At 43.8% G+C, this 23,320-nt stretch carries 21 protein-coding genes; 3 read left to right on the plus strand and 18 right to left on the minus strand.

Annotated features, from left to right (window positions below):
* Window positions 1-29: 29 nt before the first annotated feature.
* From ACVBJC_RS10960 to ACVBJC_RS10980, 5 genes are all read right to left on the minus strand, one after another.
* Window positions 30-815: an FKBP-type peptidyl-prolyl cis-trans isomerase gene (locus ACVBJC_RS10960; RefSeq protein WP_447160862.1), complete on the minus strand. Its 786-nt coding sequence runs from the start codon at window positions 813-815 to the stop codon at window positions 30-32.
* A 60-nt stretch (window positions 816-875) separates the two neighbouring features.
* Entirely contained in the window at window positions 876-1,304 is a 429-nt protein-coding gene (locus tag ACVBJC_RS10965; RefSeq protein ID WP_447160861.1) for a rhodanese-like domain-containing protein, read from the minus strand.
* 72 nt (window positions 1,305-1,376) lie between these two features.
* The gene (locus ACVBJC_RS10970; protein WP_447160860.1) at window positions 1,377-3,407 is read right to left on the minus strand and encodes a multiheme c-type cytochrome; all 2,031 of its coding nucleotides are present in this window, start codon (window positions 3,405-3,407) and stop codon (window positions 1,377-1,379) included.
* Between the two features lie 732 nt (window positions 3,408-4,139).
* Window positions 4,140-6,962, minus strand: coding sequence for a hypothetical protein (locus tag ACVBJC_RS10975; RefSeq protein ID WP_447160859.1), 2,823 nt, complete (start codon window positions 6,960-6,962; stop codon window positions 4,140-4,142).
* A gap of 246 nt (window positions 6,963-7,208) precedes the next feature.
* Window positions 7,209-7,379, minus strand: coding sequence for a DUF6435 family protein (locus ACVBJC_RS10980; RefSeq protein WP_439267683.1), 171 nt, complete (start codon window positions 7,377-7,379; stop codon window positions 7,209-7,211).
* A gap of 301 nt (window positions 7,380-7,680) precedes the next feature.
* Between ACVBJC_RS10980 and ACVBJC_RS10985 the strand changes: the two genes are divergently transcribed.
* Together ACVBJC_RS10985 and ACVBJC_RS10990 are read left to right on the plus strand one after the other, a co-directional pair.
* Window positions 7,681-8,025, plus strand: a complete 345-nt coding sequence (locus tag ACVBJC_RS10985; RefSeq protein WP_447160858.1) for a hypothetical protein — start codon at window positions 7,681-7,683, stop codon at window positions 8,023-8,025.
* Between the two features lie 10 nt (window positions 8,026-8,035).
* Window positions 8,036-8,503 (plus strand): hypothetical protein, encoded by a 468-nt coding sequence (locus tag ACVBJC_RS10990; RefSeq protein WP_447160857.1) that lies wholly within the window; start codon window positions 8,036-8,038, stop codon window positions 8,501-8,503.
* A 726-nt stretch (window positions 8,504-9,229) separates the two neighbouring features.
* On the opposite strand, the gene ACVBJC_RS10995 is transcribed toward ACVBJC_RS10990, so the two are convergent.
* Together ACVBJC_RS10995 and ACVBJC_RS11000 are read right to left on the minus strand one after the other, a co-directional pair.
* Window positions 9,230-10,207, minus strand: coding sequence for a transposase (locus ACVBJC_RS10995; RefSeq protein WP_447160856.1), 978 nt, complete (start codon window positions 10,205-10,207; stop codon window positions 9,230-9,232).
* Window positions 10,208-10,457: 250 nt separating this feature from the next.
* Window positions 10,458-11,159, minus strand: coding sequence for a hypothetical protein (locus ACVBJC_RS11000; RefSeq protein ID WP_447160855.1), 702 nt, complete (start codon window positions 11,157-11,159; stop codon window positions 10,458-10,460).
* A gap of 323 nt (window positions 11,160-11,482) precedes the next feature.
* Between ACVBJC_RS11000 and ACVBJC_RS11005 the strand changes: the two genes are divergently transcribed.
* Complete coding sequence (locus ACVBJC_RS11005; protein WP_447160854.1) at window positions 11,483-11,704, plus strand: hypothetical protein; 222 nt, start codon at window positions 11,483-11,485, stop codon at window positions 11,702-11,704.
* A gap of 65 nt (window positions 11,705-11,769) precedes the next feature.
* On the opposite strand, the gene ACVBJC_RS11010 is transcribed toward ACVBJC_RS11005, so the two are convergent.
* From ACVBJC_RS11010 to ACVBJC_RS11060, 11 genes are all read right to left on the minus strand, one after another.
* Complete coding sequence (locus ACVBJC_RS11010) at window positions 11,770-13,053, minus strand: winged helix-turn-helix domain-containing protein (RefSeq protein WP_447160853.1); 1,284 nt, start codon at window positions 13,051-13,053, stop codon at window positions 11,770-11,772.
* Between the two features lie 278 nt (window positions 13,054-13,331).
* Window positions 13,332-14,177, minus strand: a complete 846-nt coding sequence (locus tag ACVBJC_RS11015; RefSeq protein WP_447160852.1) for an ABC transporter permease — start codon at window positions 14,175-14,177, stop codon at window positions 13,332-13,334.
* Between the two features lies 1 nt (window position 14,178).
* Window positions 14,179-15,087 (minus strand): ABC transporter ATP-binding protein, encoded by a 909-nt coding sequence (locus tag ACVBJC_RS11020; protein WP_447160884.1) that lies wholly within the window; start codon window positions 15,085-15,087, stop codon window positions 14,179-14,181.
* 59 nt (window positions 15,088-15,146) lie between these two features.
* Entirely contained in the window at window positions 15,147-16,463 is a 1,317-nt protein-coding gene (gene nosD, locus ACVBJC_RS11025) for a nitrous oxide reductase family maturation protein NosD (protein WP_447160851.1), read from the minus strand.
* 57 nt (window positions 16,464-16,520) lie between these two features.
* Window positions 16,521-17,009 carry a nitrous oxide reductase accessory protein NosL gene (locus ACVBJC_RS11030; RefSeq protein ID WP_447160850.1) on the minus strand — a complete coding sequence of 163 codons (489 nt, stop codon included), beginning with the start codon at window positions 17,007-17,009 and terminating at the stop codon, window positions 16,521-16,523.
* Window positions 17,010-17,368: 359 nt separating this feature from the next.
* The gene (nrfD, locus tag ACVBJC_RS11035) at window positions 17,369-18,316 is read right to left on the minus strand and encodes an NrfD/PsrC family molybdoenzyme membrane anchor subunit (protein ID WP_447160849.1); all 948 of its coding nucleotides are present in this window, start codon (window positions 18,314-18,316) and stop codon (window positions 17,369-17,371) included.
* Between the two features lie 2 nt (window positions 18,317-18,318).
* A complete protein-coding gene (locus ACVBJC_RS11040; protein ID WP_447160848.1) occupies window positions 18,319-19,026 on the minus strand; it encodes a 4Fe-4S dicluster domain-containing protein in 708 nt (235 codons plus the stop codon).
* Window positions 19,027-19,113: 87 nt separating this feature from the next.
* Window positions 19,114-19,839 carry a tetratricopeptide repeat protein gene (locus tag ACVBJC_RS11045; RefSeq protein WP_447160847.1) on the minus strand — a complete coding sequence of 242 codons (726 nt, stop codon included), beginning with the start codon at window positions 19,837-19,839 and terminating at the stop codon, window positions 19,114-19,116.
* A gap of 31 nt (window positions 19,840-19,870) precedes the next feature.
* The gene (locus ACVBJC_RS11050) at window positions 19,871-20,674 is read right to left on the minus strand and encodes an FKBP-type peptidyl-prolyl cis-trans isomerase (RefSeq protein ID WP_447160846.1); all 804 of its coding nucleotides are present in this window, start codon (window positions 20,672-20,674) and stop codon (window positions 19,871-19,873) included.
* 38 nt (window positions 20,675-20,712) lie between these two features.
* Window positions 20,713-21,141, minus strand: coding sequence for a rhodanese-like domain-containing protein (locus ACVBJC_RS11055; RefSeq protein ID WP_447160845.1), 429 nt, complete (start codon window positions 21,139-21,141; stop codon window positions 20,713-20,715).
* 66 nt (window positions 21,142-21,207) lie between these two features.
* A complete protein-coding gene (locus ACVBJC_RS11060; protein WP_447160844.1) occupies window positions 21,208-23,238 on the minus strand; it encodes a multiheme c-type cytochrome in 2,031 nt (676 codons plus the stop codon).
* Window positions 23,239-23,320: the final 82 nt, after the last annotated feature.

Here is a 23,320-nt window from a genome sequence, read left to right on the forward strand (position 1 = left end):
AACCTTGGCAATAACGCCATCAACTAAAACTAGTGACCGCCGCCCATCATGCCACCCATGCCCATACCACTGAGCCCCATGCCGTGTGCGTTATCACCAGGTGCCTCAACTTTCACCAGCTCGACTTCAAACACCAATGTCGATTGCGGTGGGATAATGCCAACTTGCTTGTCGCCATAGGCTAGTGCTGCAGGAATAGCAAACTTATACGTCGACCCTTCGTTCATTAACGGAATGCCTTCTTGCCAGCCTTCAATCACGCTCATTAGTGCAAAGCGATTTGGCTCGTTACGCTTGTGAGAGTCGTCAAATTCAGTGCCATCGATTAAGAAACCTTTGTAGTGCACTGTGACGACATCTTGTGGGTTTGGCTTACGGCCTTCTCCCTCACTAATGACTTCATATTGCAGACCTGAAGCCGTCTCTGTTACGCCATTTTTGTTTTTATTGTCAGCCAGGTATTCATTGCCTGCTGTCACGTTAGCGAGTGCAAGCTTTGCTTCAGCGGCTTCACGTGCGGTATTTAGCGTCTCTGCGCGCTGATTTAGGAAAGTCAGGATTTCTTCATCTGAAAACTGTGGGTTATTTTTCAGCGCATCAACAACGCCTTCAATGACGAGGTCGACATCCACTTCAGCACCCAGCTCTGTTTGGCTGTAAGTTTGGCCAGAGATATATTTACCTAAAGAAGCACCGATACTGTAAGACTCTTTTTCAACATCAGATGTCAGCTCAGTATTAGCCATTGAATTTGCAGACATAAACAGGGTCAAACCTGTCACAACAGCTAGGGTAGTTTTTGTGAATTTTTTCATAATAATCATCTCTTTAAATAAACTAGTTGCGTTTAACTTCTGTTACCCAACATCCTGCTGTTATGGCTTTTCTGTGACTCTATTTGAAAGTCGCCATCCATAAATTCCATCTGGCATCTGTAAAACATTGCTGTAGCCCATCTTCATCGCCTCATGTGCCGCTATCTCGCTGGCATTACATAGGCGGTTGGCGCAATAAAACACCATCACTGCATCTTTCTTAGCTGGCAGTAATTTTTTCCAATCTTTAACGTTGAAGTAAATAGCACCTGGAATGAACCCTTCAGCCCAAAGTTCAAGCGTATTCACATCGAAAAAGTAAACACCTTCCTTACCGATTAAGGTCTCAGCTTCCATCATGCTGATGGTGTTGAGCTGGTGTTCGTAACGATGAGCAGGTGCCATCGCAGAACCACCACCAGCGAAACAGCTAGCTGAACTTGCAATTAACGTGAGGCTTACCAGAATTTGACCCAGTGCTTTTTTCATAATCTTTCTCTTTATTGCCTCGGCAATTATTACGCTGCAATGCATGCCGAGGCGGTTAACGAGTTAGGCGGCTTATTTAGCTGCGTAACCTGTTCCATCTAAGATGTTTTGCGCTTGTGTAACATAAGTAAGTGCAGCATCTAGACGCTTCTGGCTATAACGGAAGCCATGCACACCCCAAGAACCGTCTTTCTTGATTAGATCAACAGTCTCTGCAGCCTTCTCAGCTAGCATTAGCACTTGAGTCTTGTCTTCAGTAGACAACTTAGTGACTTCTAATAGCTGGTCGATGCGTACAAGAGCTTGCTCAACTTTCGCGAACACTTCTTTAACAGGTGTTTGCATCTTCATTACTTCACCGTAGATCTCTAACTGGTCTTCGTAATGTAAGCCTGTTTCAAGCTCAGACTGGAACTGGCTGTGACAACCCTTGTTCTCTACCACGTCGTGGTCAGAGATAGAGGTACGAGCACAAGACCACATTAAGTCTAGGTATGAGCGGCCTTCTTCGTTCTTAGCAACAGTCCAACCTTTACCCGCTTTAGGACCTTGAGTACGTGGCTCACCTTCAGGTGGGTTTAGCGTCTTCATCGTTGGGTCGACTTGAATCTTCCACATATGAGACTTACGTACTGCGTCGAAACCAGCTTGGTCAGGGAACTGCAGTGCCTTGAAGTTTTCACAGCTACCCATGTTAGGCATGTGACAGCTTTGACATGTTTGCTTATTGTGTGTATCTGAGTTTTCAGCAATCAAAGTCTGCGCTTCGTGACAGTCTTTACAGTCTTTCTTCAGCTTTGGTGTAGTGAAACCAGACTGCCAAGAACCATCAGTCACTTCGTGCGGATCGTGACAAGTCGTACAGCGCATGCCCTTCTCGTAGTGCTCAGAGTTATACATCTGAGAACCTTCAGTACCACATGATGGACAGAGTGACTTCATCTTCACACCGAAAGCGTACTCACGCTTTTCTTGTGCTTGAGGCGTGTCAGCAAGAGTAGGGTCATACTGGAAACGCTGGTGACAACGTTCACAGTTAGACTGCATACCGCCAGTACCACCATCTAAGTGACCACCCGCGCCATGACACTCTTCACAAGCGATACCACGAGAAATCGTGTGCTCTTGAAGCTTCTTAGGATCGCCTAATGCATCGAAGAACTCTTGCTTGTTTTGGAAGTCAAACTTAAACGTATGGCACACTTCACAGTAAGAACTTGCTGGTTGGAACAACATCTCTTTTTCGTACTTAGCACCGTATGAGCTCATACCTTGCTGGTGCGAACCTGAACCACCAAAACCTTCAAGGGTTGTTGGGAACTCAGGAATAACATCGTTAATTTTCTTTGACATTTCAGGCGTTAACCATTCAGCCCAACCACGAGAGAACTGGTTAGCACCCGCTACCATTTTACCGGTACCGTCACGTAATAAACCGTCTCTGATGTGGTAAGTACCACGTACAAGCCACGCATCGATGAAACCGTATTTGGTACGAGGTGTACCAACAGTTGCATAGATCATGTCAGGGGTAATACCGTCTGGTAAGATTGAGGTATCTTTAGTGTTGTACATGGTTTTTTCAATATCGTTATCCACTTCTGGGTGTTCACCAGGGAAACGAATTGTTTTAGCATGACGCGAACGCTGCCACTTCTCATATTGAGTCGCATGACATTCAGCACACTTTTCAGGGCCAACGAAGTTGTTTGGATAATCTAGAATTGATTTAGCACCTAGACGGTATTGAACTGCGCGAGGCGCGCCAACACGTTCACTATAATCTGGGCTCTTACCTGTATCTAAATACTCTTCACCACGGTCACTAATATGGTAATCACCAATTAAATTACCGGCTTGCTGATATTTGAATACTGGGTGGTTTTCGAATAGATAATCAAATAACTCTTCTTCTTGAACAATATAGTCTTGCAGCGTTTTTACGCCGTTGACTTGTTGCATACCGTTGTATTCAGCTATTGCCCCTTTAGCGGTTTTACCCATTTGGGGAATACTGTCATATTTTCCAGCAGCGTTCGCATTGGCAATGGCACCAAAACAAAACAGCATGCTTAATGCTACCTTGTGTTTCCACCGTCTCATCATTCACTCCTACTTATCATTATTTTATTTTTTATCACTGTTTTTGCATGCTTTTATAAGCACACTTTTTTAAAAACTAACCGTTCACCGATTGAGCTAAACAACTGAGCGATGTCTATTTTCCATATAAAAAACAGTAAAAACCTGAGCTACAGCACACTAAAAAAAGCATTAGAAGCGATTAGATGTGAAAACAACATTTACGTTAAAAAACAGAAAGATAAATACAGCCAGAGAGATGTTTTTAGATATAAAAATGCACGTTAAACGTTTCTTAAAGCGCAAAAAAGTTACAAAGCAGCAATTAAAAACCAAGCAGCGATTAATAAGGACGTCTCGCAAGCTTAGGCGGTATAAGGCCTAGCGCAGTTATAATCATAAAGGGAGTAGGTTGATGTTGGTGTATTGCAGCAAAATGATAAACGGATCTCCCTCTAGCGCCCAAGTCCAGGGTAAAGGGCTTTAAAACGTGTTTTAAGGGACTATTTTTAAGGGGCTATTTTTAAGGGGCTATTTTTAAGGGGCTATTTTTAAGAATTGGAATCTAGACTAATTGGCTTAGATACGACGTGTAAAACCGTTATGAGCAATGAGTAATGAGTAATGAGCTTCTACTTTGAAAAATGTTTTCTATTTTGAGCTTGTACTTTGAGCTTGCACTTTAAACTTGCACTTTTACTTTGCAAAAAGGAGTAAGGGTGGCAGCAACACAGCCACCCAGTTCTATTGCTGTTAAGTTCGGTTACCAAACAGCTTATTAGCCAACTGCTTCACAGCGCTGGAGCAATCTTGCAAAAAACCTTCTGTGGTGGCCTGTGGCAATGTTCCAGCCCCTTGCAGCATCGCAAGTAATTGTCCCCGCTCATTAGCCGTCAACCAATTCTGCATATCCGGCAAGCGGTTTTCTGCCGCTAATCTGCATACAAACGCCTGTTGCTCATAGCCTTCATGCACGGCGAAATACACCAAAGATGCCTCTGGTACGCCGGCGTTATCAAGCCAGTTGAGTGCCCAGCTTTGTTTGGCGATATCGAGCGCATCGCCCATCTCACTGTCTCGGTGACGCTCATTGCCAACTTCACAATGGCTCCAGCGCTCTGCCATTTGCAGCTCACCACGTTGAATAAGACAGGCAACATAGGCGCTCTCTACTGAACTCCTTCCTAGCCAATGTAAGCCACGCTTACCTAGTTGCGCTAAAAACAGCGCTAGGCGCTGCGCCATTTCGCTTGGTAGCATCCAGATAAAATCAGCCGGCCCGAGTTTACTGCGGTGCATTGGGTATGGGTTCCAGCCCTGCAGTTTTGGCATTTTTAACGCCTCTGGGCTCAACGTCTCTAATCCCTCACCGCTGGCAAGATAGGCCATCAGTTTGTCATACAGAGTTTGCGCACTCGCGTCATCGAAATCCTCTTTTAAGGTATTGAGCAAGGCGGTCTCAAACATGGGGACTATCGGCAGCGGCATATCTGGGTTGATAGCATTAATATGCTGTAAAAACTCCAGCACTTGATCTTCACGGCAGTACTCAAGCTGCTGCAATAAGGCCTCGAATTGCAGCCACTGCTGACGCCCTATCATAGAGGTATCAGCTGGTTCTAACTCTGCATATTGCGCGACCTTGCTAGCATAACGCAGGGCAAAGCGGGGATCGGCAGGACGATAGTCAGCGACTTGTTGATCTACCATCAAAGTAAAGGCTTCAAGCATGGCATCTGTTACACCGTGTTGCTGCAATAAATCGAATAAACCGGCCTCGGCATCTTGAGCATCAATCGCCGCGTAAAGCGAATAATCGGCCTTAAACTTCACAATGCGATTTATCACTCGCTGGGGCGCTAGCGACAGCCAGAGTTGCCAATGTCTTTTAGCTAACAGCACAACCTGACTAGAGGGATCGAGCTGACTCGTTTCAGCCTGATTTTGCTTACTTGCGCTTTGTAAAAACAAGGTGGTTAACATGCAGCGCTGACCCGCATCATGGGTAAACAGGGTCCAATAAGCCGCTTGTTTAGCGCTGATTTCAGGCCCTGACTTACCCCCATCTTTTGCCATACCTGCGCGCACAATCTCGATCATTTCTGCGTCAATACTCTCTGTATTGTCAGCTTGAGAGTCAGCTCCAGAAACTGCTTCAAACTCAGCACAGCAAAGCCACTGATGCAGTGCCTCGCTAGCCTCTTCTGGTACTTCGCAATACTTAAGGACAAAGTCAGTGAGTAGCTTACTTAAGTGCTGCTCAAGCCATTGCTCAATTGCTGTACGCTCGGCAAGACTGGGGTTATTAAGCAACCGTAGCGCAAGATAAGTACTACTCCCCAGATGCAACGGCATATAAGGTAAGGCTTCAATGATTTCTTGGCCGTCACGATAGCCAAGCTCATCACTGAGACGTTCAAGTCGATTTTGGCTGATTAAATCTGTTCTTGGGTTCAAGCAGGTAAAGAATCTACGCCCAGTTGCTTCATCCCACTCGATTGCTTCAACTTCTGGATCTGCTGCAGTATCAATCTCTTGCTCAGCCTCAGCGGGCTGCATCCAAGCTTGATAAACGTTATCAACGCCATTGCGCTGCGCTTCGGCTATAGCAAAAAAATCCGATTCGCTGCGGGTTTCAGTAAGGCTTGCCGCTAAGGCGATAATCTCATCTTCAACCTTAGCGCCACAAATAAGCTGTTGTTTAACCTTGTCTTGCCATTCCTCTTTTGAGAATTCAGCCTCGTCTTCAAGCTGCCAGCGATCGCATCCCACAGGCCAAGCGCCCATGCTGTCGTAATACTCAAACAGCATCTGCGTCAGCGAGTTCGTTGCGTCCGCAAGCGCTAAAATAGGACTGGTTTGCAGTCGCGCTAAAAGCTCGTTTTTAAAATAGCGATAATCGTCAGGATTGGATTGTAGGTGCGACAATAAGTCTGGTTGCACCGCATCCGCTTCTTCAGACGACGTCTCTGCATAAAAATAACGGCGTACCTCAGCACTATCGCACCAGACATAAGCCTTGATCAGGTCTTGCGTCCAGCCATGCTTAGCAACTAAACCAGCAAGCAAGTACAGCGGTGCCGCCATGGTTTGCGTATCCCAGTAAGGCACCAGAAAACGAGCGAGCATCGGGCTATAACTAACCTCGGTTGCAATCAGCATATACAAGGCTTCGATACCGAATGCGTTGTAATCATCTATCCAAAGATCGTTAGAGTCATTGCGACTGCGGGAAAACGCCACCAAAGCTGTAACCGTTTCAACCACCGCAGGCATAAGTTCTGGGAAATTCAATGCAGCGCCAAACAGCACAGGTTCACTGATGTAGGCCTGTTTTTCCTCAAAACGACAGGCATTAATGGCCTGCTCTACCAAGGCGCGATTATCTCCTGCATCCTCGATAGTCAGTGCACTGCCATCAGGCTTAACAAACTGCACATTGAGCAACAGATTCATGGTTAAGCGAAACGCCGAACCATCCTGCAAGCGCTCGCGATACTCAGCCAACGCAGTGGTAATACTCTCGGGGGAACTTGGATCGACAACAATAGAAACAGACTTATCAAACTGGGCCATACTGCATCCTTGGCGGTGGAATCAAATTAGAAAACAAATAGATAAAGCGACAGCAGGTTATCTTGCATAGCAATAAAATGCGAATCAAGTTGTAAAGAGGTGCGGCGGCGTCACATATCAGCGCGCCTGAAGCCTAAGTTAGTCTAGGTATAACAACTAACGTCTTGAGCCTCCTGATCATATTCGGTAGCTCAGATTAGCATTAGCATTAGCATTTTACTGCCGATATTGAGGAATGGTCGAGCTCTATGAAATTTTGAGATTTGATAGTTGTTTATCTATTTCACCCGCTTCTGCCGTCAGTAGCGAGTAAGTTCTAATATCGCCTTTCCTCTGCGCAAGCATCGCTTGCTCAAGCTTAGCAAAATACAGCTTTTTAAGTTTCTTGGCAGGATCTCGTTTAAATATTGAAAACATTGGTTACCCCATTAACTCTCGTGTTTGGTCTGCAGCTTAGACAGGCAATTGCTAATTGTAGCCAATTTTATACAGTCGTTAGCTATACGCTGAATGAGTAAAAATGGATTAACTTAACAGCTAAAATCATTAAGCTACGATCTCAAATACCACCTCTGCGACCTCAATATGGAACTATGTGTTTTCTGTAAGCTCTGGACACTCACCACCCCAAAATAGATACCCCCCCAGGAAATATCTACTGGCAAGCCATCTATCATAATGCTATATTGAAAAAACCAAAACATGAGGAGATTTAAAAATGAATTTAGAACTAACTGGTCGCTATAAACCTTTCAATACAGATAAAGATGCAATTGCTATTTGGCAATTTCTTAACCATAAAGAAACGATTATTAGAATGGAAACTGCGACTTATTTAGGGAGACCTGCGTTAGAAGCGCTTGTTGCTCAATTACTAGAAAAATTTGGACATTGCTTTGATCCATCTTTGCAGCCCAACCAAAAAACAATTGATGAGTTCAAAAAACTTACTGGTCATATGGTTAGAAAAGTAATGGAAGAACAAGGCTATAAGTACGTAAAGTCAGGTTTAAAAGTCCGCACAGGTATTTTTGTAACCGCTTCATTATACTCACTAAAATAAGGTGTAAAACATGAGCTCTCTGGTGTGGGATCTAAATACTCTAAAGACAATAAAAAAATTAGATTACATGTGGGAAGTGATAAAGAAAGTCGAAAATGACAAGCAGGCTAAAGTCCATTTTGGCTGTACAAAAGATTGTAAAAAGCATGCTCCCCATTACTTAATAAAGTGCGCAGATGGAACTGAAACACCTTATCGCGGGAACAACCATAAAGTTTACGAAGAAAAAGATTCTTTTAAAGATAAGAACTTGTCACTAACAGGCTTTACCGTTGCACAACTAAAAGAGGTTTTTGATCATCAAAGCAAATCAGATGTCGCAGCTATAGCGCTGATGGATGAGTATTGGAAGGCAAATAAACACAACTTCTCTCCGAATCTAGAGGCTAAGAAGTATCGCACTATGATTATAGCACTATCAGCAAGAGGAACTCCTATTGCAAGGGCATTTGATCTAGCAATCAATACCCAAGAATAGCAATATATAAAGCTAGTCTTAACTAAAGATAAACTTTAATTACTTCTATTTTTGTAACCCTATCGAAGCAATAGTCATTATCTATTATGGCTATTGCTATATCTTCTTCAACAAGTCACAAATCTACAAAAAACTATGAGGAAATAAGTGTTCTCTGTAAGTTTATCTTACTAAATTAGCACTGTGAAAAATCTCATTCAAAACTTCCCGCTATGGATTACTTTTAGCTAGCCCAAGCAGTTACTGGGATTAAAGTGCACACCTAATAGATTGTGGGTCGCTAAGCTATCGACGATGGGTTTGTGCACCACAGTGACCGGACTATGACCGACTTTAAATATCAACCTTTGACTGAGTTCAATATTACTCAGCCCATCTGCCAGTATGAATCTATCAAGGTTTTATATATTGCCTCTTCTAATGGTTACTTTTGACTTTTTCTCATCAATCAAAGAAATAAAGTTGATGACTTTTAGCAGGTAAAACTTTGCAGGTAGCTGTTCAATGCTTTTTAAGCTCTGCCACCCATTATTAATCAACAATATAACCGTTATAACGAAATCTTTCTCAAACTATAAACATGAGGTGTAGCGTTATTTGATGGCAGGCAAATAATTTAGTGATTAACTGAATAAAACTGAGGGGTTTAGAGTCAATAAGCTAAAAAACGAGCGTGGAAAGCCAACCGAACTAGAACGGTATAACGAGTAATTTGTTTAGAAGTTCTTAGCCGACTTGTAGATGGTGACAGCTATTAGCGAAGTGCCGTCGTCGCTTATCTAAATGTTCGCAATAATGAGTTAGCTCCTGCAACGAGCCAACAGGGCCATGAAACAGCTTGCCAAACTCGGTGGTGACTTTTATCCAGTTATCGCTTGGAATATTGAGTCTATTCAATATCTTTTCTGCACTATGAGAAATGGCTCCTCGCTTGTCATCACGAATGATTCGGCCTGTTTCATCTACAAGTGTTAGATAATCTTGAAGAGAGAAGTTGATACCTTTGGTTTGGTGTTGTCTCTCGTTACCGATAAACGGCAGTAACTTAGCAGACTGCTTACCTTTTAGAGCCTCATTAACTCTTAATTGTAAGCTGGTGTAGTCCGACTTTTCAGGTGTTTTGACCATCTTAGCTCTAATAGGATTAAGCTCTACATAAGCCATACAGGCGAGCACTGCAGCTTCATCCAGTAATGCTTGGCTCTTGAATCGCCCCTCCCAGAAATGACCTGTACAGTTGTCTTCATAATTAGCTTGCCTTGCAATTGGTTCATTAAGGCACCTCATAAACCAGCTGATATCACAGAGACGTGAGCGGTATGTCGCTATCAGGTGCTTGAGTGTAGCAACCATACATTCTTCTATCACATCACCTTTAGCAAACTTCTGAGTTAAATCAGTACCATTAAACAGTTTGTGCCACTGTTCAACTACTTCTCTATCTGACCAACGATTAACGGATTCTAAGTCGATATAAAGCACTACATGCAGATGGTTACTCATCACAGCATAGGCTGCTACATCAATTGCAAATACTTCTGTTAACTTGAGTATTTGTTCCTCTACCCAACCACGCCGATGATCATAGTTTTTGCCTGTGTACTTATCATCACCACATAAGAAAGCCCGTCGAACCACCCGACTGCAGCAATGATAATAAGGCGTGTCTTCAAGACTAATTAGCGTACTTCTAGCGCGGGGCATAATCACCTCCTACTTCAGCAATAACTAAAGCTTAGTAAGAGGTCTACAAACATGCCATTAACGATGGGTGTCTATGATGGGTCTTTCTATGATGGGTCTTTATTCAAGGAGAAGCATAACCACCTCTTACTTCAGCAATAACGAAAGCTTAGTAAGAGGAAAACATGCCATTTATCGTGGGTGTCTATGGTTAGACTTGCTAAACGCCTTACTAGCTGATTTGTACACAACTTTTAATTATTGCCGCACTTTAACGACAAAAGTCATTTTTTATAATCTCTCTTTCTGAACATTGAGGGCAATAATCTTCCGTTCTAGTACGGTTTCCAACATAGGTTCTAACACCACTAGAAGTAAATCTAATGTTATTACTTAGGCGTTGCTCACTCTCAATAATAGTTTTCAGTTCAGGTTTGCATAATTGTAAAATATGTATGAGCATATCAACTCTAGACTTTTCAGCTCTACTACCAAACCTTATGGACTTGATATTTACAGGTAAAAACTTTTCTTCCCCTATCAATAAGCACCGACTTTCAGCTTCATATTTCCATGATTTTTCTTTGTACATAAGAATTTCAGCTGCCTTCTCCATTGATATATGGCGGTCAGTTATTGAAGGCTTTTTTAAATATGATACTTTTTGAACATCTTGACCTTCTGGTAGTTCAAATTCAATCAAACATCCCCTCGCACCGTCAGCATAGTGTGACCACATCAATTGATTGTCTTTATCTCTACTAAAGCACACGATCCTAAATTTCTTTATTATCTCTTCCCATTCTTTTTCTTTTTCCTTTGGGATTGTGCCATCAATTCGTACGACACCTTCCATCGGATCATTAAGCTCATGTTGACAAGCAGCATATATCCTTTCTTTGAGAATCAAATCTAGAAGAAATTCAAAGTTATCCAGAGATTTATATTTGTAAAAGGTTTTTCGGCTATGCAAGACAAACTCCAGTCTGATTACCAGCTAACAGCTTATTAAACAGCAGCACGGATAACATTGTTATCGCTGCTGCATTTTTAAATATTATCGATGCGTCTTGATAATGTTCTACGGCAAACTATAACCCATTGTTTTAAACATAACACAAGAAAAACAAGCACATTATCCATACAGCATAATGTGCTTTTACAGCCACTAATTTGATGATGACCTTGATGTAATGCAGAACTCACAGAAAACACCAGTCCCCATCGAAGTTGCCGAAGTGCGGAAATGAAAATGCCGTAGAACCATCATGGATGATGGTTCAGGCTCAGCGGGACATGGATGTCCCATCTGAGCTGTTAGGCGATTTTTATTGGAGTATGAGGCCCGTATCTAATGCATGTAACTTCGTCGGGGCGGCTCGGGTGATGCAAGAGGGGGAAGCTGTTGTCCCCCTTTTGCCCGAGTGTGAGCTGGAAGCTCACGACTTTGGTCAGGCGCAGCCTGATGCATTACCAATGTGGAGCGAAGCGCCACGACCTTTATCAAACGAAGTTTGATTGCTAGTAACCGTTAGACGCAGTCTAACCAACCAGCTCAGCTCGATATGAGCACCTATATCGATTTAGATATCAAACCTCTCATAATGGTACCAAGCCGTAACTTGCCCAAACAACGGAATGATCCACACCGCTGTCTTGTGATCTTGATGAATTCGAATGAAATACAACTCCTCATCCTTAATATCGCGCTTTCTCAAATCGCGATAAAAACGCACCGCCGAGTCATTAAGTTTATCTGGCTTAATCAAGTCTTTCTGCTCGACCTTAACCTGGAATATATCAGCCTTAAGGCCGCCAATCATGCCTGAATATTGCTTAAACTTGCCTCGCACCTTGTACTTAATCGGTGTAGTTAAGCAATCTTGGTCGGTAATACAGGTCGAAGAGTAAAACTCACCAGTATCGTCCGAGTCATAGATCAGTGACATATTAATATCGGCGCGGATTAGCAGCTCATCTTTAACCGGAAAATATACATCCGCTTGGTAGTTATGCTCTAAAAAAGCGCCGCTAGTATCAGTGCTCTCAGGCAACATAACCCGGTTATAGCGAATACGTTGCTCCATGGCGCTCGACAGATCTACAAATTTTTGCAGGTTTAATTCTGCAGGTTCGGAGTCGACCGACGTGATGTTAATTAGGCCCTTACCCGCGCATTGTTCTTTATCATTACCCGGACAAAGTGCCATCGAATAGTTGGCACCATCGGTGGCTGCGAAAGCATTAAAATCATCATGACAAGTTAAAAAACTGGTGTCTGGCAGTAAGTGCTTTTCCCACATAAATGGATGCAGATGCGGCGCATTATCTTTATATAACAGCTGAGCACTGCCCTTTAAGCCGCCCACCTGCAACTCAAATTGCTCATCGCTACTCCAGCGTGACAGGTTCTGCTTTACCTTGTGATAATCACTGAAGTACCAGGCAAGAATAATTAACAGCAACGCGATTACGATGCCTGAAATTTTAACCAGTAAAGACACATCGAAAAATGCGGCGCGCATCGATTCAGCATCATTGACTGCTAGCATCTTCACATGGGATTGGGTCGATATATGCAATTGATAACCACGACGAGCAATGGTTTTTAATTGGATCTCACGATAACCATCGAGCTTTTTACGCAAGGTGCTAATACATTGAGTTAACGAGGTCACCGCGACGACGCGATCGGGCCAGCCAGCGCTAAGAAGCTCTTCTTTTGAGCAAACGGGATTTGAAGACAATAACAGGCGGTGTAGTACAGCAGATTCTGAGAAAGTTAAACCGACCGTCTTACCGCTCACATGATCAACTAACTGGTTCGCTTCTGTATCTAACTCCAAATAAGGAGTAATTTTCAACACAATGTACCTCTACTACTTATCAGGAGTAATTGATAGATATAAATATTTCGACTCGCGAAGTTTACAGTTAACTACTTAAGCGGAATGTGATTATTGGCTCAAATTAGTCGAGGTAAGTAAGCCAATAGTCGCTAACGCTCACAAATTTAGCGCTTAGCTAACTTACCTCTTTAGATATATACCCAAGTAACTTCAAGATGCTCGATTCAGCAAGTCGAGAAGTAACAGAGTTCAAGGCATGAAATTGATGGGCTAGTTATTCAGAGGCTTTAATCCCATTAAAGCGGCTTACGCTTGAAGATTTGATGCGAAAGCCCCGTCAATGACACTATCCACAATAGCAATAGTGCGTACATGCTAGGTAAACCCCAATCGGTTGTCGCTATCATGGCTAAACTGCCGCTGGCACTGCTTCCATCAATCGCGACTAGGTTAATCGCTCGATAAAGATCCGTCGGGCTCATGGCAATAAGGGTGTTGATGACATATTGGTTCGCGAATGAAAAGTCTGACACTAAAATAGTCAGTAGTAACAGATCATAGATAAGGACAAATAAAAACCAAATTAGCAGTAAACCGCCAATCGCCTTGGCTTTTTCGGTGCTTTTAAGACTGACAATATAGCTGATTAAAATAAAGGTCAGTGCTAACAGGTTGCTACTTATTAAGAACTGCACAAAGGCGCTGATTAGATCTCCCTTGTGGTAATGGTCGCCTAACAGCATTAATAGTACCGCCGTTAAACCAAAAGCAGCGCCAGTGGCAACAAACATCACCGTCACATGGCCGAGCAACTTACCAAATAGAATTTGCATCCGCGTGAGTGGGTAGGAAAGTAGCAACAATAAGGTACCGGACTCGTCCTCACCAACAAAGCTGTCATAGCTGAGCAATATCGCTGCCAATGGAATAATAAAGACCGAAATGGTCGATAAGCTGGTCATCAAACTATTGAGCTCTGGAAGATACAAACTTCCCGTCACCGCACTACCAGCAAAGCTGACACTTAAAGACAAGACTAAAAACATGCTGCCCATAAAAGCAAGCCAACGATTGCGCGAACTGTCGCAGATCTCTTTATAGGCGATAATGAGGATCGGCGAGGTAAGTTTATTGATATACATGTTATGACTGCTCTGCTGCGGAGCGTAAAGACTGCCCCATTAAATCGTGATAAATGTCTTCAAGCCGTGGCTCTTTAATTTCAAAATTAAATATTTGGCATTGCGAGACTAAGTGCTTAATGATGTCGGCTTTGTGCTCAGCGTTAAAACGCAGTAAACCGTCTTGATAATATTGCTGCAGATAAGCATTGCTCTTCACTCTGTCATTCAGCTCACTGAAGTTGATACTGCTTTTTAAGCCGCTATTCATACTCAGCTGGGCACATGTCCCTATCGCTTGACACTTGCCCTTGGCCATGATCAATGCGGTATCAAGATGAGATTCCACTAACGACAGTTCGTGGGTCGAAATCACCACCGCGCAACCCGTTTGCTTTAACTGATTTATTTTGCCGTATAGGAACTGCGACGCTTGCGGGTCTAACCCCACCGTTGGCTCATCAAGTAATAATATTTTAGGCTCTGATAAAATGGCCTGCGCCACACCTAGGCGCTGTTTCATACCTTTTGAGTAAGTTTTTAGCTGGCGGTGCTGGGCATATTCAAGGCCAAATTCTTCAATCAACGACTCGACGCGAGCCATGCCAATGCCCTTTAGTGCCGCAAAGTAACATAGGACTTCACGGCCGCTGAGTTTGTCATAGAAGCTAACATCCTCAGGCAGGTAACCTAAGTTAACGTTATGCTTTCGATGGTTTGACTGAGCTGCTTGGCCCATGATACTAACCGCGCCACTGGTAGGGGGAATCAAACCAAGAATGATTTTTATCAGACTCGATTTACCCGCACCGTTATGGCCTAACAGCGCCATAGTTTGCCCGGCCTTAACGTCAAAGCTGACATGACTTAATGCGGTGAACTCATGATATTTTAGGCTAACATCGGTTAGTTTTATCGAAGGGGGAAGCATTATGCTCTCAGTCTTATCTTGTTCAATTGGCAAATTAACTGCGCTGCAATGACCCATGGTTATTGCTCCATGTGAGGCGTTAATAATGGAAAGCTGTCTACGATGCCTGTTGCTGGGCCAAACTCAAATTGACCTTGTACCCAGCGAAGCACTGCAACAACAGGGCTATTCATTAAGAATCGCGCTTCAGGATAGAGCCAAAACAGTTTGTCGAGATTGTCGTTAGGGCGGTACGGTTTATCGGCAATGCCATCATGGTTAGTATCCCAGCCCATATGGCCACTCCAATAGTTACCCTGCCCTTCATGGCTCCACTCTAACAGCGAGTCGCCGACATATTTAACTTGTATATTATTATTCACAAACTGGTTGCCATAGACTTTATTGCCTTCGCCGCCCATGGCCATATAGATGCCGATATCGTTGTTTGCAAACAGGTTATGGGTCACTTCGTTGTCGCGAGCACCGTAAATAAAGATCCCTTTACCTTCGTTACCTAGCTCAGGCGTTCCTTGTGGGTTGTGAGCTAACGACGCGCGGTTATTAGTCACAATGCAGTAATTGCTGATATTGAGCAGCACACCAAAATCAATCGCATTGGAGACCTGGTTTTGATGCAGATTAACAAACTTTGAACTCATGATGGCGTAACCACCGTCAACGTTATTAACCTCGTTGCCATAGGCCTCATCATGTTGGGTATACATGTAGTGAATACCGTATTGCTGCGAGTGAAAACGGTTATCGAACACTAGGCTATTGGTACTGGTTTCGAGGTAAACTCCATCTCTCACATAGGAAATTTTGTTGTCATGTACCACTGGTGAGTCGACCCCTTTTAGGTAAACACCGTCACCTCGGTCGAGTTTGTACAACTCTGGGTTGCCTGAAATCATATTATTTGCCACCGTAATATGATTTGAGTTTTCTGAGTAAATGCCAAAGCCATCGCCATTGAGACGGCTTGATTCGATTCGTACATGATTAGCGTTATCTTGCACAAAAACACCAGAGTCACGCTCGTACAGATCGGCGCCCCAATTTTGGATCTGCACATTAGAGATGTGTACATTTGAGCTAAAGATCCCCAGAGCCGTGCCACGGTGCTCTGCATCAATAATCGCGCCCAGCTCACCCGTAAGATGAATAGGCTGATGGATCTCAAACTGGCCTAGGTAAGTGCCCGCTTTAAGTAAAACGGTGTCACCCGCAGCCACGCTTTTTAGTCGCTGAGTTAGCATTTCAGCATTGGCGACCGAATACGTGGCAGCAACACTGGCAGGGCTAGCAAGTGCTGCAAACCATACGTTTATCAGGAGGCATTTAGCACAGCGATGTAATCGCTTTAACATTCGCTTTTGGGTGACTGCTTTCATAATTAACTTCAAAAAGTAAGTAAACACTTACCTGTGACTCTAAGTAAAGCCGGTGATTTACTCGCCCGCTAATAACTGGATATCAATCTTGTCGTAAGGCAATACAGCCCCACCAAACTCTTTGGCAAAGTTGACCGCATCTGCCTGGTGCTTAAAGCTGGCTACAGCTGGACCCATCACGGCTTTTTTTATCGTACCGTATACATACCAGGCCGTTTTCGCGTCGGTAAAGCTGCTATCTTGTGGTTTTTCCCAGTCGGTGTTGCCAGCATCATGGACAAATAGCGCTTCAATTTGACGTTTATTTTCGCTCTGTAAGGCAAAGTTAAACATGTCGCGAGTCGAGCAGAACTTAGGCACGATTGTTTGGCCTTTAAGGTGGACTTGGCCTTTGGGTCCTGGGTATTTGGTGATCATCATGCCGCACAGGTGGCAGCGGTCATGTTCATGGATCGCCTCTGCAGTATATTGGGTTGCATCCGCGCTACTTTCGCTGCACGCACTGAGTAGAGGTAAAAGAAATAGTAAACAGATTAACTTTTTCATGATATTTCCAAATCACTGTGCTTTCAGGCTACCCCTTCAATTGCCTTGCAGGGGCGACATCAAAGGGCTAGCTTACTCACAGCTAGTCTAATTTATGGCTGTAATAATGAAGCGAATAGATCACTAAGCACCCATAGGGAAAGCGCTCAAAGACTTGCGGCTTCTTTACCACAACCACTACGACTAACATTATTTGTATTGAGTTAGGGGTCACTCACTCCCGCGCTAAGCTAAGCACTAAAGGCTCAGCTCAAGCGCACTGAAGAGTCAGTGACCGCAAACTCGCTACTCACTTTCGTCTATAAAATCGAGGCACCTGTTAAGTCGGGGAAACTTATACGGCTATCGAATTCATTCGACTAGATGGCATTTAGCTGACCTGCGTAAATAACAAACATACGCAGACACATCATGCCAACTACTGCACACATGCCTGACATGTAAAACGCTTTAGCTGAATGGCTAAAGGCCTTACCTGTGGCGAAGTTAAGCAATAGAGGACCCACAAAACCGATACCCACAACACCAATCCAGAACACGTTCGCCCAGATACCGGTATGGAAACCAGCAAATGCAGCTTGTGCACCTTCATTACCTGTAGCCAAAGACATGATAATCATGAATAGGAACAGAGCTTCGGCTGCCATAACTGGCCATTCAAAGCCATGCAATGTGTGCATGTCTTTGCTGTGTAAGTCTTCTTTGAATACTGATACTGCAATCATTTTGGCAGCAGCGGCACCCGCAGAAAGGCCTGACGCAACAAATAGCGCTGGCAATACTGAAGTATTGATTATTGGGAAACGGATTAGTGCAGAGATCAAGAAGCCGGTGTAAGCACACACTGACATAGCAAGTACCAGGACTAGCTTTTCAGATGGTGCGCGAATACCGCGTAACTTGTCGATGATTGGTAGTAAGAAGTTCAAAGGCTTGTAGGCTTTGATCTCTTCTTCCATCGCAAACAAGGTCACTAACGCGACTAGCGGAATATAGGCAGATAGTGCAATAACACCCACTGACATCACTGAGTTTAGGTTGTAGAACACCAAGATTCGCCAGAAGAACAGCGGATTGGTTAAGTCTAAAACCAAGCACAGCATACCTAGTGCAATCGTGACTAAAGAAACTAAAGATGCCGCCTTTAAGAAAGGCGTGTTTTCAGTTTGTTTTTTATAGAAACGAATGAACAGAGCAACCGATAGTGCGCCGCCAGAGATACCAGCAAAGAACAGGTAAACCGCAATTGGCCAAGGCCACGCGATGCCTTGTGACAGGCCCATGGTAAATTCAATATTACCGTCCATGACTATACTCCTAACTTCACAATAGGGATGTAGCGCAAGCTAGGTTCAGTACCGAAGCCCGGCTTAATACGTACCGAGTCCTTCACTGCTAATAACTTACTCACATATGAAGTTGGGTCGTTTGCATCACCAAAAATCAACGCATCGTAACGGCACTGCTGCACACAAGCAGGTAGCTCGCCAATGGCAAGTTTGCTGTTTAGACAGAAGTCACAGTTATCGGCTACGTCAGTTTCTTTGTTGATAAAACGTGCGTCATACGGGCAAGCACCAATACAGTACTTACAGCCAGCACATTTAGACGCGTCCATAGTCACAATGCCTGTCTTCTCGTCGCGGTGAGCCGCGCCAGTTGGACAAACAGTGACGCAAGGTGCGTTCTTACATTGCTGACATGAAACACGGACAAACTTACGCTGACAACCACAGTCATTTGTTTTGCCACAGTGTGGACAAGGCTGACCTTCAACGGCGCTCGATTGCTCTTCCATTAATAGGCGAGATTTACCTTCAGGTAAGTGGTTAGCTTTGTTACAAGCATCCTTACACTCACCGCAACCAACACATTTGTTTTGGTCGAAAACCATAACGTAGTGAGGCTTGTTGGTATCTTCCTTGTCTTTGACCGAGCTACACCCTAGCGGTGCCAATATCAAAGAGCTGGCTCCTAGACCTTTCAGGAACCTCCGTCTCTCTAGATTTTCACTCACAGCATCCTCCGATTATCGGTTTAACACCGACACGTAATTTTTATATTTAATATTTTTGCTAGTACGTTTATTTGGGGTTATTAACCACTAGGATTTAACTTGCGTTAATTTGCCCTTAGACTTGTCGATGGCGAATTGAATTGCACCACGATTAAACGCTTGCACTTTATTGGTTAAAACAATATTCCAGTTATCAATCGCCTTTTGATAATTACCGTTAAGGTAAGCATCATTAGCCATTAATAATCGGGTATGTAATTCTTGGTGATGTAGAGTTAGCGCCCTCGCGATCACTAAAGAAGTGTCCATGTTGATAACGCGGTCATCGCGGTAGTACATAGACGTTGCTTTAAGCCCTAACGCTTCAGTGTTTTCGGCGTCTATCGCCAATAGTTGGTCTAAGGTTCCTAGCGCGTCGTTGTATAAGCCACCGTCAACATATGACTGGGCTAGCCCTAATAGCACTAGTGGATCACCGGGGTTTTCTATTGCGAGTTTCTGGCCTTTGTTAATATCTGCAACGAGCAAATAATCAATATTGTAATCAACCTTGGCTGAGTCCAAATTCTGATAACTGCCAACTGTTAAATAAAGTAAAGCTGAAACACTAATAAGAAAGAAACCAATGGTTCCAAAGTAATAATTATTGTTTTGATTAACCTCAACTGAGTCGAAGTTAATCGTAGAGCCAAAAAAGTGCCCAACATCTGATTCAAGTTCGCTGACTTTTTTGTCGTACCTTAAATGGTGACAAAAAAGGAACGCTGCCGAACAGAATAAAATAATGAGGATACTAATAAGTACAGTGTTCATTTTGGCTCTATATCAATAATTAATATCAAATTTATTTGTGTGGATTGGCGCCCATAGAGCCGCCCATCATGCCACCCATACCCATGCCACTCAGTCCCATGCCGTGAGCGCCTTCACCAGGTGCTTCAACTTTGACAAGTTCAACTTCAAATACCAAAGTCGAATGCGGCTGGATCATGCCAACAACACGGTCGCCGTAAGCAAGTGCAGGTGGAATCGTTAACTTAAATTTTGACCCTTGAGGCATCAAAGCAAGGGCTTCTTGCCAGCCTTCAATTACGGTAACTAAAGAGAAACGGTTAGGCTCGTCGCGATCATAAGTGCTGTCAAACTCAGTGCCATCAATCAAGGTGCCTTTGTAGTGCACAGTAACCACGTCATTGCCCGCTGGCATTGCGCCGTCACCCATGGTGATCACTTCATACTGCAACCCAGACTCAGTCTGTTTAACGTCGCTGTTTTTAGCGTTTTCAGCCATGAAAGCAACACCTGCTGCCAAGTTCTTAGCAGTCAGAGCATCTAACTTGACTTGCTTAGCCGCATTGAGCGTTTCAGCACGTTGGTTTAGGTAAGTCACAATTTCCTCTTTAGACATTTTTGTCTCATCTTTCAAAGCGTCGAGTAAACCGTTAACCACCTGAGCCATATCCACTTCAGCGCCTAACTGAGATTGGCCATATACCTGACTAGAGATATGGTGGCCAAATGATGCACCTATGCTGTACGATTCCTTTTCAACGTCAGTGGTCAAATCGCTATTAGCGAAACATGACACAGATACTGATAGGGTTAGACAAGACACAACGGCCAAGACACTTTTTTTAAGCTTTTTCATACAATCAATCTCACTAAAAAATAAATTTACATAATCCGTTATGGCTTTTCTGTTACTCGATTAGCTAAACGCCAGCCATATATTCCATCTGGCATCTGAAGCACCTGGGTGTAACCCAGTTTCATCACATGTCGAGCAGCAATTTCACTGGCATTACAAAGACGGTTTGCACAGTAGAAAACCATGAGTGCGTCTTTGTTTTTTGGCAGCAAGTCTTTCCAATTTTTTACGTTGAAATAAACAGCGCCTGGAATGAATCCTTCTGCCCATAATTCCAATGTGTTGACATCAAAGAAGTAAACTCCCTCTTTGCCCACTAAGGTTTGCGCTTCCATCATGGTGATCGTATTAAGCGGCTCATCATAATATGTAGCAGGGCCCATCTCTTGGCCACCACCGGCATAACTGCCCGCTGATAGCATTGATAACAAGACGGTGAAAACGACACTTCCCAGTACTCTATTCATATTTTCTCTCTTTGTTACCTCAACCTAAGCGTGCCTAGGTTGAGGTCGGTATAAACTCAATTACATTTATTTAGCGCTGTAACCAACACCGTCAAGAATGTTTTGAGCTTGGGTAACATAAGTTAGTGCTGCGTCTAGACGCTTCTGGCTGTAACGGAAGCCATGAACACCCCATGAGCCATCTTTCTTAATTAGCTCAATCGTTTCTTGTGCTTTCTCAGCTAGCATTAGGACTTCAGTCTTGTCTGCAGTAGACAACTTAGTCACTTCTAGTAGCATGTCGATACGCTCAAGAGCTTGTTCAACTTCGGCATAAACCGCTTTAACAGGCTTTTGCATCTTCATCACTTCGCCGTAGATTTCCATCTGGTCGTCGTAATGTAGGCCCGTTTCTAGCTCAGACTGGAATGGGCTGTGACAACCCTTGTTGTCCACTACGTCTTTGTCAGAAATCGCGGTACGAGCACAAGTCCACATTAAGTCTAAGTAGTTGTGACCGTCTTCGTTCTTAGCAACTGTCCAGCCTTTCACGCTTGAATCACGTGGTTGACCTTCAGGTGGGTTAAGTGTCTTACGCTCTGGGTCGATATCAATCTTCCACATGTGTGTACGACGAACCGCGTCAAAACCTGCGCTGTCTGGGAACTGAATCGCAGCGAAGTTTTCACAACTACCCATGTTTGGCATGTGACAGCTTTGACAAGTTTGGTTGCTGTGCGTGTCAGTGTTGTCAGCAATCGTTGCTTGCGCTTCGTGACAGTCAACACAGTCTTTCTTCAACTTTGGCGTAGAGAAACCAGATAGGAAATCGCCGTCAGTTACTTCATGTGGATCGTGACAAGTTGTACAACGCATGCCTTTCTCGTAGTGAGCAGAAGCAAACATTTGCGAGCCTTCAGTACCACAAGATGGACAAGCAGACTTCATGTATACGCCAAATGCGTATTCCATTTTCTCTTGTGCTTGCTCTGTATCAGCTAGTGCGTCAACGAAGAAGAAGCGCTGGTGACAACGTTCACAGTTAGACTGCATACCGCCAGTACCGCCATCTAAGTGACCGCCCGCGCCATGACACTCTTCACAAGCAATACCTTTAGAGATAGTGTGCTCTTGAAGCTTCTTAGCATCGCCAAGTGCATCAAAGAACTCTTGCTGGTTTTGGAAGTCAAACTTGTACGTGTGGCACATTTCACAGTAAGAGCTACCTGGCTGGAATAGCATCTCTTTTTCGTACTTAGCACCGTATGAAGTCATACCCCATTTGTGCGAACCTGTATCACCAAATTCTTCAAGTGTTACTGGGAACTCTGGAATGGCTTTATTAATTTTCTTAGCCATTTCTGGCGTTAACCACTCAGCCCAACCACGTGAGAACTGGTTACCACCAGCAACCATTTTACCGGTGCCTTCAGATAACAAACCGTCACGAACGTGGTAAGTACCGCGTACTAACCATGAATCTAGGAAACCGTACTTAGTACGTGGTGTACCGATAATCGCGTAAACGTCGTTTGCACGAACACCGTCTGGTAGCATTGACGCTTCGCTGCCGTATAGTGGCGCGTTTAAGTCGCCGTTTGGTACTTCTTTATCGGTAATTTCACTTGGGAAACGTACTACGTTAGCGTGACGCGAACGTTGCCATTTCTCATATTGAGTCGCGTGACATTCTGCACACTTCTCTGGACCTACGAAGTTGTTTGGGAAATCCAAAGTAGACTTAGCACCAAGGCGGTACTGAACTGCACTTGGACGACCTACACGCTTGCTGTATGCCTGGCTTCCGCCAGTATCTAAATACTCTTCACCACGGTCACTAATATGGTAATCACCAATTAAGTTACCTTCTTCTTGATATTTGAACATTGGATGGTTTTGAAATAAGAAATCAAATAACTCATCTTCTTGAACAATATAATCGTGCAGTGATTTAACACCTGTAGTTCTTTCTGTACCAGCATAGTTTGCGATTGCATTCTTAGCCGATGCACCCATTTCTGGGATGCTATTGTATTTATCACCAGCAGCACTAGCGTTACCTATTGCGCCGAAACAAAACAGCACACTTGCGGCTGCTTTAAGTTTCCAACTTTTCATCATCACTCCTAGATATATCTAGTTATAGTATTTTCATCATCATTCAACTAAGTCACTCTCTTGTTAACTGAACAACTGAACA

It is taken from the genome of Shewanella sp. 0m-6 (assembly GCF_052977325.1).

Excerpts from the sequence above, each read along its gene's own strand:
- ACVBJC_RS11045 (WP_447160847.1), bottom strand. The coding sequence starts at position 19,839 with ATGAACACTGTACTTATTAGTATCCTCATTATTTTATTCTGTTCGGCA.
- ACVBJC_RS11030 (WP_447160850.1), bottom strand. The coding sequence starts at position 17,009 with ATGAAAAAGTTAATCTGTTTACTATTTCTTTTACCTCTACTCAGTGCG.
- ACVBJC_RS10990 (WP_447160857.1), top strand. The coding sequence starts at position 8,036 with ATGAGCTCTCTGGTGTGGGATCTAAATACTCTAAAGACAATAAAAAAA.
- ACVBJC_RS10995 (WP_447160856.1), bottom strand. The coding sequence starts at position 10,207 with ATGCCCCGCGCTAGAAGTACGCTAATTAGTCTTGAAGACACGCCTTAT.
- ACVBJC_RS11005 (WP_447160854.1), top strand. The coding sequence starts at position 11,483 with ATGGATGTCCCATCTGAGCTGTTAGGCGATTTTTATTGGAGTATGAGG.
- ACVBJC_RS11015 (WP_447160852.1), bottom strand. The coding sequence starts at position 14,177 with ATGTATATCAATAAACTTACCTCGCCGATCCTCATTATCGCCTATAAA.
- ACVBJC_RS10985 (WP_447160858.1), top strand. The coding sequence starts at position 7,681 with ATGAATTTAGAACTAACTGGTCGCTATAAACCTTTCAATACAGATAAA.
- ACVBJC_RS11050 (WP_447160846.1), bottom strand. The coding sequence starts at position 20,674 with ATGAAAAAGCTTAAAAAAAGTGTCTTGGCCGTTGTGTCTTGTCTAACC.
- ACVBJC_RS10975 (WP_447160859.1), bottom strand. The coding sequence starts at position 6,962 with ATGGCCCAGTTTGATAAGTCTGTTTCTATTGTTGTCGATCCAAGTTCC.
- ACVBJC_RS10970 (WP_447160860.1), bottom strand. The coding sequence starts at position 3,407 with ATGAGACGGTGGAAACACAAGGTAGCATTAAGCATGCTGTTTTGTTTT.
- ACVBJC_RS10980 (WP_439267683.1), bottom strand. The coding sequence starts at position 7,379 with ATGTTTTCAATATTTAAACGAGATCCTGCCAAGAAACTTAAAAAGCTG.
- ACVBJC_RS11060 (WP_447160844.1), bottom strand. The coding sequence starts at position 23,238 with ATGAAAAGTTGGAAACTTAAAGCAGCCGCAAGTGTGCTGTTTTGTTTC.
- ACVBJC_RS10965 (WP_447160861.1), bottom strand. The coding sequence starts at position 1,304 with ATGAAAAAAGCACTGGGTCAAATTCTGGTAAGCCTCACGTTAATTGCA.
- nosD (WP_447160851.1), bottom strand. The coding sequence starts at position 16,463 with ATGAAAGCAGTCACCCAAAAGCGAATGTTAAAGCGATTACATCGCTGT.
- ACVBJC_RS10960 (WP_447160862.1), bottom strand. The coding sequence starts at position 815 with ATGAAAAAATTCACAAAAACTACCCTAGCTGTTGTGACAGGTTTGACC.
- ACVBJC_RS11055 (WP_447160845.1), bottom strand. The coding sequence starts at position 21,141 with ATGAATAGAGTACTGGGAAGTGTCGTTTTCACCGTCTTGTTATCAATG.
- nrfD (WP_447160849.1), bottom strand. The coding sequence starts at position 18,316 with ATGGACGGTAATATTGAATTTACCATGGGCCTGTCACAAGGCATCGCG.
- ACVBJC_RS11020 (WP_447160884.1), bottom strand. The coding sequence starts at position 15,087 with ATGCTTCCCCCTTCGATAAAACTAACCGATGTTAGCCTAAAATATCAT.